A 10,580-nucleotide genomic window follows, 5' to 3' on the forward strand; every position below is an offset into this window, starting at 1 on the left:
TCCTTTTCTCTTATCTTAAAAAGTGTTTAAAACGATCTACTTCATCATCATGACCAATTACAATCAATATATCTCCTGCTTGAATATTTTCCGTAGCTCGAGGAGATACAATTACTTCTTTACCACGTTTAATCGCTACAATATTCAATCCAAACTTCGCACGAATATCTAATTCGATTAAAGAATGACCATCAATTTTTTTATTCGCAATAATCTCTACAATACTATGCTCATCTGAAAGCTCAAGATAGTCTAATACATTACTTGATGCAATATTATTAGCGATCCTTTTTCCCATATCACGCTCTGGGTGCACAATGTGATCTGCCCCTATTTTACTTAACACTTTTTCATGGTAATCATTTTGAGCTTTTACAGTAATATTTTTTACACCTAGCTCTTTTAGAATTAATGTTGTTAAAATACTTGAATTTAAATTGTCTCCAATCGCAACGACTACATGGTCAAAATTACGAATACCAAGACTTTTTAATACCATCTCATCTGTCGAATCTGCAATTACAGCATGCGAAGCTATATTTGCAAACTCATTAATTTTATCCTCATCTGAATCAATTGCCATTACTTCCATACCTAATTGAGCGAGTTCTCGGCAAATACTTCCACCAAAACGCCCAAGCCCAATGACAGCAAATTCTTTCTCTTTTTCACCCACAGGAATTCCTCCAATAACATCGAATACTATGTATTTTTATTGTAACATACTTTAGATTTGCTACAAAAACCTGTATATCATTCTTATTTTTGTTTTTGCATATAAAAATACTGTTGTAAATAAAATGCGATACTGAAAATTAACATACCAAATACAAATATATTTCCAAATGAACTAAATGTTTCAAAAACGAATAATAACGTTTCTTGTCCGAAGAAAGCAAATAATAGTTGTATAAATGCGAATAGCAATGCCAATATGTAATGATGCTGATGGAATAAATAATGCGTTGCACCTAAAAAAGCGATAAACGAAATGATGAAAATCCACCAATTTTCTAAAAACAATTGCCAATCAGTAAAGTGATATCCATTTACTAATATCGCAATAATTCCTATAACTGCCATCGTTGGCACACTCCAAAATAATGCTTGCCCTCTAAAGAAGCGAGTTCCTTTAACATCGCCTTTTTCATGTGCAATGTATGTTAATACTACCGTACTTATATACAAAACTGAAAGAATTGTTAAAACGATAATAAGCCAAAAATGTAATTGATAATACTCATGCTCTATGTTTGTCACGATAGCCGCTAACATACATGGGATTAGCATTCCAGTCCAACCATCTACTTTTCTTTCATTCCAAAACACCGTGTTACCAATCCGTATTCCTAACAACATAAAAATAATGATACCTAGTACAAATAATGTCGTTTTATTCCCTACTAAACTCGTTGAGAAAGCAATTAATCCAATAAATAAAAAGAGAACGAACCCATTCATAATTTCTAATACAGGTGATAAATACCTCTTCACCCATTTATATGTTTCGTCATATTCATGATTATCTGCTAAACGGTAGGCATAAAAACTTATCCCAAAATACACCGCCGCAATAATAACATACGCATATAAAACGAAACACAACATTGCACTGCTAATTTGCACGTAATTCCCCACCCTTTTTTCTATGTTTCACTTTGATTTTACACACTTTTTACACGAAATGTAAACATATATAAGCTAGTTAACTAATCATCTTTTCAATAAGCGATAATGAATAATGAGCAGCGGTTCAAAACCACTGCTCATTACTTTATCTATTTGTATGCCAATGTATATCCAAAACAAATACGAAGGATGTTTACGTATTGGAACTAACAAGTACTCACTTTAATTTTTAGCAAATTTGGCGAACAAGTTTACTTTCTAGTTCCTTTCCACTTCACATATTGATCTAAAAATGCGATAGCTTTCTCAATAGCCTCTTCATCTGGTTTTAATTTTGCGTGGTGCAAACCATATTCTGAATTGACCCCAAGCCAAAACATAAAGCCAGGAATCTCTTGAAGCATATAACCAAAATCTTCCCCTGTCATTGCCTCGGTACATGTAATTACATTCATATCAGTTTGTTCACTTACAAATTGCATAAACTCTCTCGTTAATGCTTCATGGTTATATACTTGATGATACATCGCTCCGTAGTCAATGACCGCTTCACATTGAAAAGAAGCTTCTATACCTGCAACAATTGCCTCAATCCTACTTTTCACACGACTCATTGATTCCACTGATAACGTTCGGATCGTTCCTTCTAACCGAGATTTTTCTGCTATGATATTTTGAACTGTACCACCTGTTATTTTTCCGATTGTAATAACTGCACTATCAAGAGGATTCACATTACGACTAATAACGGATTGAAGTTGTGTAACAAGGTGACTTGCTGCAACAATCATATCATTTGCAGTATGCGGGTAGGCTGCATGTCCACCTTTCCCCTTTAAATCAACATATAACTCTGATGTATTCGCAAATAATAGCCCTTCTTTTGTTGCAATTGTTCCTACAGCGTATTCAGGCGCAATATGAAGACCAAGAATTATATTCGGCTTCCATTCTTTTAACTCTTCACTCTCTAACATAGGAAGAGCCCCTCCTGGACCTTCTTCAGCGGGTTGGAATAGAAACACAAGGTCATCATCTATTCTTTCTGTTACAGCTGCTGTTAGAAGGCCTAAACCGATTGTTGTATGCAAATCGTGTCCACATGCATGCATCATTCCTTCATGAATAGAAGCAAACTCATACCCAGTTTCTTCGGTAATTGGTAAACCGTCTATATCTGCGCGATAACCGATAATTTTTTCTGGATTTTTTCCATTTACTTTAACAATGACACCCGTTTTCCATACTCTCACTTCCACATGCTCATTCGAAAGCGTTCCTATATAATCTAAAATATACTGTTGTGTCTTCCACTCTTTAAATCCAATTTCCGGTATTTTGTGTAAGTCTCTACGTATTTGAATGAATTTGCTTACTGCCATTTTTGCACCTCTATCTATAAAAAGCGTAAGAGCCCGTTATGCTCTTACGCTTTTTTGTTTTTATTTCTCTGGGTTTAATTGACGAAGCTCTTGTTTAATTTCAGTTTTTGCTTTTGTTTTCTCATCAATCTCTTTAATTACACGTGCTGGAGTACCCGCAACAACTGTATATGGAGGCACATCTTCTGTTACAACAGCTCCTGCTGCTACAACTGCACCCTTACCTACTGTAACTCCCTCTAAGACAACTACGTTAGCACCAATTACAACATCATCTTCAACGATAACTGGTTTTGCTGACGGCGGCTCAATAACACCTGCAAGTACTGCACCCGCACCTACGTGACAGTTCTTACCAACAGTTGCACGTCCACCAAGTACCGCATTCATGTCGATCATAGAACCTTCACCAATTACAGCACCGATATTAATCGTAGCATTCATCATAATAACAGCGTTGTCGCCGATTTCAACGTGATCACGAATAATCGCACCTGGCTCAATACGAGCTTTAATACCTTTTAAATCAAGCATTGGAATCGCAGAATTACGACGGTCATTTTCAACAACGTAATCAACAATGTGCTTGCTATTTTCATCAAGAATTGTCTTAATTTCAGACCATTCTCCAAATAATACACCAGACTTTTTATTTACAAATGCTTGTACCGTTTCAGGGAATGTTACTTCTTTTAACTCCCCTTTTATGTATACCTTTACAGGAGTTTTCTTTTCACTTTTTTGAATAAACGAAATAATTTCGTTAGCGTCCATCATTTTCATTCTTGTTGCCTCCTAAATCCATTTATAATGTTACTCTACCAAACGATAGAGCGAGTAGCAAGATAATAATCCTATTTTTCCATTTGAATTTCTTCTATAATTTCTAAAAATGCCCGTACTTGCTTCAATTGTCTGGCCGATTCACTCGTCAATAACCATGTTTCTCTCGTTAATTGAACAGGTGTTTTATACATATTTTCCTGTACTTCTTTTAAAACAGTCGAAGGTAAAAGAGCATAACCTATACCATTTAAAACGAGTTGTTTGCAAGTCTCAATTTGATCAACCACAATCGTTCTCTTAGGTGGATTAGAAAATAAACCATACCACCAATTTTGTATTTGTCCATAATAAGTCGAATCACTTTTAAATTGAATAAATGGTCTATTTGTTTCTTTTAACATCGAAATGTCTTTTATTTCTTTATCCACTAAATAAAGTTCATCTTCAAATAATTGTTGCTTCTGACCTTTGTATTCTTGTGTACCTCTCAATATAGCAACATGAACGTCTCCTTCATAAAATTGCTTTTGCACTTCACTACTCCAGCCAGTAAACAGCGATATTTTCACAGAAGGGTATTTATGTACAAACTTCTTCAAAACAGGAGGAAGCCAATATTGACCAATAACTGATGCAACAGCTATTTTTAATGTTCCGTGAGTTTCTGTTCTAAAAACAGCTAGTTCACTTTTAATATCCTCTTCCTTTTGTAGCATTTCTTTTGCATAATTTGCGACTTTTTCCCCTTCAGGTGTAATGGTCAATCCTTTTTGTGAGCGAATAAAAAACTTCATTCCCCATTGTTTCTCCATAGATTGTAATCGTTGACTAAGCGCAGGTTGTGAAACAAATAAACGTTCCGCCGCTTTTCTCATATTTGATTCCTGAGCTAACACAACCATCATTTGAAAATCATCAATTTGCAACTTTCTCCCTCTTTCCTTAGCTTCCATACACCTTATCTCAATAAGCTTTTCATCCTTAATTTAACTATGTACCCTTATATTTTTTATCTTTTTAAATATAATACATACGCAACTGATATGCACGAAAAAAAGTGACTTCTCCGCTTCTATGAAGTCACTTTTCTCACATTATCGATTATGTTGCCTTACTTTTTTATTTAGCAATTTTAAAATAGCCCGACGTGTTAAAATCCCCTCAAAATACCCCTCTTCATTGACAGCGCAAATAAAAGGATGATCAATTGTCATTTCTAAAGCTTTTGCAAATGAATCTTCTAATTTAAGTACCGGAATGTCTTCCTTCATCACCTGTTCTACTTTCATCTCGTCAAGTCTTTCAAACTCAATGCGTTCTAGCCCTAACATACCGTCTAAAATCATAGCAGTACTAATTAACCCGTGCAATTTATACATCGGGTCCAAAACAGGTATTGCCGAATATCCAGATTTCACAAGAACGAGTAAAGCATGCTCTAAACCATTCCCTATTTGGACGTGTGCTACTTTTTCTGATGAAATCATTAAATCTTTCACAAAAATTTGTTGAAACTCGTCTTTTGGAATACTAATCATATTACATCCCCCATCTTCCCTTTTTCCTGCTTATAATCACCGACTCTATTCACATTTTATGACAGCGTTTTCATATTATTATTTTGTCCTTACTTTTTTTCAAATAAAAACAAAATTACACAGCTATTTTAGCATACAACACAAAAAAAAGACTACCATTCCGGTAGCGCTTAATACCCTTTATTTTTTAATCTGTAAAATAACCTTGTGATTTTTTTATATTGCATCACATCTGTCTTTTTTAAACCATTCTCAATATCTGTAAGTTCTACAGCTAAAATTTCACTCGCATAATTTTGCTGAAACAAAATATCTAGTAACAAACTCTCTTCTTCTTCTGTTAAAACAAATTCCTTTTTCATATACCCCTCTCCTTATACTCGCATCGTTACTCTTATTATATAAAATTTACAGGCTATTTAATAGATGTAATATTCAGTTTTTAGTGGAATTTATATATAAATTGTTTTTTATTTCGTATATCGATTTGCATAACTAAACGCCGCATAAGCATCCGGCTTAATTTTTGCAGTTAATCCCATCGCTTGAATTTTCGCTGTCATATCTAGAATAAATTCTTTTGTTAAACCATCATTTCCGATATCCAAGTGAATTTCCATTATAAATCCAGCCCCATCTTGAGCATATGGATGCAATAAATCCCATATTGTTTGTATATGGTTTGGAGTAAATAGGCATGCGATTTCTTGGCTAAACTGTGTTTCTAAATATATTTTCTCACGTAAAGTTGCTGGCTTATCTTTTACTGATTTATGGTGTAAACACCCCCATGCTCCTTTTCCAACGCGATGAATATGAATCGCCGTAATAAACCTCGTATCCTTTTGATGCGCTTGTGAGTCTGTCCCAATGGATAAGCGATATAAATTTCGTGGATCCTTTTCAATGAAACTACAAATACGGCTAAAGACCATATCAAAATTCAAATGTCTCTCTGAAACATTATAAAATGTATGTTCACCGGCCACATAGTCACGTCCTTTCAATTAGACAGACTTTTCGTATTCTCATTGTATGGGACAAAAATAAAAATTATAACTTCCTATCCTTTATTCGTTTCAATATTTCGAATTACATAATGGCAAACTTGGCATGTATAAATTACATTTTGATTCGATTGAGCCGTTAATACATGAATAATCTCAGCAGAATTGTGACAGTTAGGACAAATCACAACCGGTAAACGTTCCATACAACACACCTCCTCATTATTTTTATCCCACTATTTGCTATCCGTAAACATCCAATTGGTGATGGCTAATAATCAGAATAGGACGAAGAAACCCCACTGATTACAATTTTACTTTATTACCATTGTAGGAAAAATGAAAAATCCCTATACATATATGCTAAAAAGTAATAGAACTAAAAAAGGTGTTGCCGTATGGCAACACCTTTTTTATATGTATCAAGAAATGATATCGTAAATCTCAATTGCAACCATGTCGATATTATCGAATTGATACACTTGAGGTTTTTCACCTTGTTGATACACTTCTAACTCATACATTTCACTTTTATCGAAAAATTTCACGCTACATTTGCGCTCACCGTTCACTTCAAAATAGCGTTGTGCTACTTCACCGCTTTCAGCTTGTTCTTGTAGACTAACAAGTCGAGTTAAAATTCCTTGGAGTAGAGACATGAAATCTCTCCTTTCTCTGATCTTCCTACCAATAGGTTTTACAGCTATACTCATTCTATCCGTCATAACAGAAAAAATGTTCCACACTCTAGGATAAAGGTTATTGGCCAGAAACTCAACTAAAAATTTGTCGAAATGCGAAGGAAAAAACAGAAAGAACATCTTTTCCCTTCTTTATTGCGATTTTTATACTGGAAGAATATAATAAAAAAACAGAAAAAAGGAGGAATTACAATGAAAAAAATTGAGGTTTACACACAACCTGATTGTCCGCCATGTGTCATTGTGAAAGAATTTTTAAAGCATAATAACGTTGTATATGAAGAATTTGACGTAAAAAAAGACGCTGCTGCCCGCAATCGTCTTTTATATGACTATGATTCTTATTCAACTCCAACAGTTGTAATTGATGGAGAAGTTGTTGCTGGTTTTCAAATTGAAAAATTACAACAGCTACTCAATATAGAATAGGAATAGGTAAAAACCTATTCCTATTTTTATCCCGCTATTTATTAGGAAGTAAACGCCCGATTGGTGCGGGCTAATAAGCATCGGGATATAACCCACTGCTTAAAGTTTCACTTTATAATTGTTTCAATCTTTTTATTTCAGTTAAAAGTTCTTGGCTTTCATGATATCCAGCCAATTTCCATTTCCCTTGATCTCTTTGCAATGTTACAATTTGATATTGTCCACTTTTCGCCCGCTCATATACATATAAAATTTTATGCTCTTCATCATATGACATTTTCGTTTCTGAATGAAAAGAAAACGGCGCTTCTTTTGCTGGAAGTAAATATTCACCACTTTGTTTATCACTTCTACTATTTTCATCTGTAAATACTTGAAGGAAATTCTCTGTAAAATACGGCGATAACGTTTCTATCATCTTATTCATCGGCAATTGCTTCCCACGAATTGAAAATTGGGTTTCATAGCCTTTTTGTATCGTTGTAAACACTTCTTCCCGATCGACTTTTACTTCCTCTTTTCCTAAAACAGTTGTAACACTATAACCAACTAGAAAGGCAACGCATACAAATAGAACTAACCATATTCCATATTTCCTCATTTTTTCACCTTCCTTTTCAGAAAACTTGTCTTTGTAGTATTCATTGTAACAATGATTATGCAAAGAAAGGGCTGGTTTCGTTCGTAAAATCTTTACAACGATAGACAGCATTTTCATCACCATTTTCACTATTACCAATTTATGATAAAAACAAACAAAAAATGCACGAATCTCTTCGTGCATTAAAATAAAACATCTTCTTCATATAAATATTCATACGATAAATCTATAAATAAAAAGTTTTCATCATCAATTGGAAAAGAAAATGTTCGTACCATCTCACCGGTTTCAATATCAGCATATAAATCTGAAAGTCTTGCCTTATTCTCAAAACGCATTTTCATGATATTTTCTAGAAAATACGGACGCCAACTCCAGTTCTTCATATAATACTCAGGCATCACAATCCATTCCCCATCTTTTTTCATAACGTTTCCTGATTGTTGGAAACCATCTTCGTTACAAATAAATATGCGAAAACTACACTGTGATACACTTTGGCTAAATTGTAATAACCAATCATTTATATCTTCATTCTTTTTCTGTTTGGCTAGAACATCACCAATTCGATCACGTAACATTTCTGTTAAATTATAAATCTTTTGTAACTTTTTCTTCTCATGTTGAATAAATTGATGACACTCATTACCAAGTCGTTCTTTCAAAACGTTCGTTTCAATAAAATCAGGTAAGCATTCTTTCAAATAATTCCCTTGATAGTATCTACCACCGTTTTTCCAAGCATATTGTAGTTGATAAAAAGCATCTATTTCTTCATATAACAATGTCGCACCAATTCTTCTAGCAAGTAATGATAAAGAATATAAAATATCTTGATAAGATTGTAAAAGTGCAGTTTGTCTTAAGTTTGTTAAATCTACTTTTAAAATATCCGGTGCCAACACGCTAATACGTTCTAAATTACTTGTACCTGTTCCGACTTTATTAATCGAAATTTGAATACCATATGTACGATAATACATAAGCAAATGATTAAATTGCTCTATATCTTCTTTACATTCATGTTCTGTAATCTCTAAAACAATGTGTTTCAAATTTAAACCTTGCTCTTCATACATCAATAAAAGTTGAAGTAAACTTTCATCATCATCGTTCATTAATACGTTTGCATTCCGATGTATAAATAATAATAGTTTTTGATCACTTTCTAAATAACGATTTAAAGCTTTTTCTACTATAATATTATCCGCTTCCAGTTGAAACTCACTTGGAATAGAATCATCATGAAAGAAAGAAGCTAAACTTTGTATGCCCTCTTCTGTTTGAATGCGTCCTACTACTTCATATCCAATTACAGTATGCTCATCAGCACTAAAAATAGCTTGATAATAAGGAAGGACTTTATCCAAGTTACTCATTACATCTAATGCATCTATCAACGTTCTTCCCTCCCTTTACTTTTCAAAAATTATAACATGATATTTACGGAAAAATAATAAAAAATCCCTTCAGTTTTCCTGAAGGGATTAGAGGGGTAAAATGCTAAGGGGAATTAGCAATTCTACTATGAAGAAAAAAGAGGTCTTAAATATACCGTATATATGACCTCTTGTAAACACCTTTCTTTCATATGTCACAATTCCGTCACATTTAACCGTAGAAAAATGAATCAAACATTCATTTTCTCATCCCTTTTAAAATGGATATTGATGCAAATGTTGTCCTCCATCCATTGTCATGCAAGTTCCATTTATGTACGCAGCTTCATCTGAACATAAATAATAAGCTAGACCTGCGATTTCTTCTGGCGTACCCAGCCTTCCAAGCGGAACACTTTGTATCGTACGCTTAGCCATTTCTTCTGAAATCCATAATTTATCAGCACCGCCCGTACGTTCAATTGGTCCTGGCGCGATAGCGTTAACTCGTATTCCATATTTACGTCCCCACTCTACAGCAAGCGTCTTCGTCATTGCTAATACTCCAGCCTTCGCTGCAGCCGAATGAATAACTCCTGGACCTGCATCCCATGCATATGTTGCTACCATGTTAATGATATTCCCTTTTATCCCTTTTTCAATCCAATATTTTCCGACAGCCTGGCTACAGTAAAATGTACCATTTAACACAATATTAATGACCGAATTCCAGCCATTTACGGATAAATCTTCTGCTGGACAAATAAAGTTTCCAGCTGCATTATTTATTAGAATATCAATTCGTCCAAACTTCTCATCAATCTGTTCAATCATTTTCTGAATATCATCCGTATTTCTTACATCCATTTGTACAGGTAATATTTGTCCTGGAAATTGTTCAATTTCCAACTTTGCTTCCTCTAGTTTTTCCTTTGTACGTCCTGTAATAACAACTCGTGCCCCTTCTTTTGCAAAACGAATCGCCATTCCTTTTCCCATTCCGCTTGATCCACCTGTTATAATAACTACCTTTTCTTTCACATACATCCCCTCCAAAAAATGAATACACATTCATTTTATCATTTTATTTAATAGAAATCTTTATATTTTTAAACTTTTCTGATATTT

At 34.0% G+C, this 10,580-nt stretch carries 14 protein-coding genes; 1 reads left to right on the forward strand and 13 read right to left on the reverse strand.

The genetic code is table 11. The features are described 5' to 3' along the window. Window positions 1-10 precede the first annotated feature (10 nt). The 10 genes from KI369_RS15325 to KI369_RS15370 form a co-directional block, all read right to left on the reverse strand. Window positions 11-676: a potassium channel family protein gene (locus tag KI369_RS15325; RefSeq protein ID WP_000504032.1), complete on the reverse strand. Its 666-nt coding sequence runs from the start codon at window positions 674-676 to the stop codon at window positions 11-13. 83 nt (window positions 677-759) lie between these two features. Further along, window positions 760-1,626 carry a cytochrome C oxidase assembly protein gene (locus KI369_RS15330; RefSeq protein WP_212956524.1) on the reverse strand — a complete coding sequence of 289 codons (867 nt, stop codon included), beginning with the start codon at window positions 1,624-1,626 and terminating at the stop codon, window positions 760-762. Between the two features lie 254 nt (window positions 1,627-1,880). Further along, the gene (locus tag KI369_RS15335; protein ID WP_212956525.1) at window positions 1,881-3,011 is read right to left on the reverse strand and encodes an N-acetyldiaminopimelate deacetylase; all 1,131 of its coding nucleotides are present in this window, start codon (window positions 3,009-3,011) and stop codon (window positions 1,881-1,883) included. Window positions 3,012-3,071: 60 nt separating this feature from the next. Beyond that, window positions 3,072-3,794 (reverse strand): 2,3,4,5-tetrahydropyridine-2,6-dicarboxylate N-acetyltransferase, encoded by a 723-nt coding sequence (gene dapD / locus KI369_RS15340; protein ID WP_212956526.1) that lies wholly within the window; start codon window positions 3,792-3,794, stop codon window positions 3,072-3,074. A gap of 71 nt (window positions 3,795-3,865) precedes the next feature. After that, window positions 3,866-4,750, reverse strand: coding sequence for a transcriptional regulator CcpC (gene ccpC / locus KI369_RS15345; protein WP_061678286.1), 885 nt, complete (start codon window positions 4,748-4,750; stop codon window positions 3,866-3,868). A gap of 141 nt (window positions 4,751-4,891) precedes the next feature. After that, window positions 4,892-5,335 carry a cyclic-di-AMP-binding protein CbpB gene (gene cbpB, locus KI369_RS15350; protein WP_048530727.1) on the reverse strand — a complete coding sequence of 148 codons (444 nt, stop codon included), beginning with the start codon at window positions 5,333-5,335 and terminating at the stop codon, window positions 4,892-4,894. A gap of 170 nt (window positions 5,336-5,505) precedes the next feature. After that, a complete protein-coding gene (gene abbA / locus KI369_RS15355; RefSeq protein ID WP_212956527.1) occupies window positions 5,506-5,697 on the reverse strand; it encodes an antirepressor AbbA in 192 nt (63 codons plus the stop codon). A gap of 108 nt (window positions 5,698-5,805) precedes the next feature. Beyond that, window positions 5,806-6,324, reverse strand: coding sequence for a ribonuclease H-like YkuK family protein (locus tag KI369_RS15360; RefSeq protein ID WP_000896654.1), 519 nt, complete (start codon window positions 6,322-6,324; stop codon window positions 5,806-5,808). 74 nt (window positions 6,325-6,398) lie between these two features. After that, a complete protein-coding gene (locus KI369_RS15365; protein WP_000440537.1) occupies window positions 6,399-6,548 on the reverse strand; it encodes a hypothetical protein in 150 nt (49 codons plus the stop codon). A 216-nt stretch (window positions 6,549-6,764) separates the two neighbouring features. Beyond that, on the reverse strand, window positions 6,765-7,001 hold the full coding sequence (locus tag KI369_RS15370; RefSeq protein ID WP_000055151.1) for a YkuJ family protein: 237 nt from the start codon (window positions 6,999-7,001) through the stop codon (window positions 6,765-6,767). Window positions 7,002-7,235: 234 nt separating this feature from the next. On the opposite strand from KI369_RS15370, the gene KI369_RS15375 reads away from it, so the two are divergent. Then, window positions 7,236-7,472, forward strand: coding sequence for a glutaredoxin family protein (locus tag KI369_RS15375; RefSeq protein ID WP_000717880.1), 237 nt, complete (start codon window positions 7,236-7,238; stop codon window positions 7,470-7,472). Window positions 7,473-7,584: 112 nt separating this feature from the next. Here the strand turns inward: KI369_RS15375 and KI369_RS15380 are convergent, their stop codons facing one another. The 3 genes from KI369_RS15380 to fadH form a co-directional block, all read right to left on the reverse strand. Continuing rightward, window positions 7,585-8,073 (reverse strand): DUF3993 domain-containing protein, encoded by a 489-nt coding sequence (locus tag KI369_RS15380; protein ID WP_212956529.1) that lies wholly within the window; start codon window positions 8,071-8,073, stop codon window positions 7,585-7,587. 182 nt (window positions 8,074-8,255) lie between these two features. Next, window positions 8,256-9,473 carry an EAL domain-containing protein gene (locus KI369_RS15385; RefSeq protein WP_000564300.1) on the reverse strand — a complete coding sequence of 406 codons (1,218 nt, stop codon included), beginning with the start codon at window positions 9,471-9,473 and terminating at the stop codon, window positions 8,256-8,258. A gap of 255 nt (window positions 9,474-9,728) precedes the next feature. After that, window positions 9,729-10,493 carry a 2,4-dienoyl-CoA reductase gene (gene fadH, locus KI369_RS15390; RefSeq protein ID WP_212956528.1) on the reverse strand — a complete coding sequence of 255 codons (765 nt, stop codon included), beginning with the start codon at window positions 10,491-10,493 and terminating at the stop codon, window positions 9,729-9,731. Window positions 10,494-10,580: the final 87 nt, after the last annotated feature.

This window comes from Bacillus sanguinis (genome assembly GCF_018332475.1).
Classification (GTDB): Bacteria; Bacillota; Bacilli; order Bacillales; family Bacillaceae_G; genus Bacillus_A; species Bacillus_A sanguinis.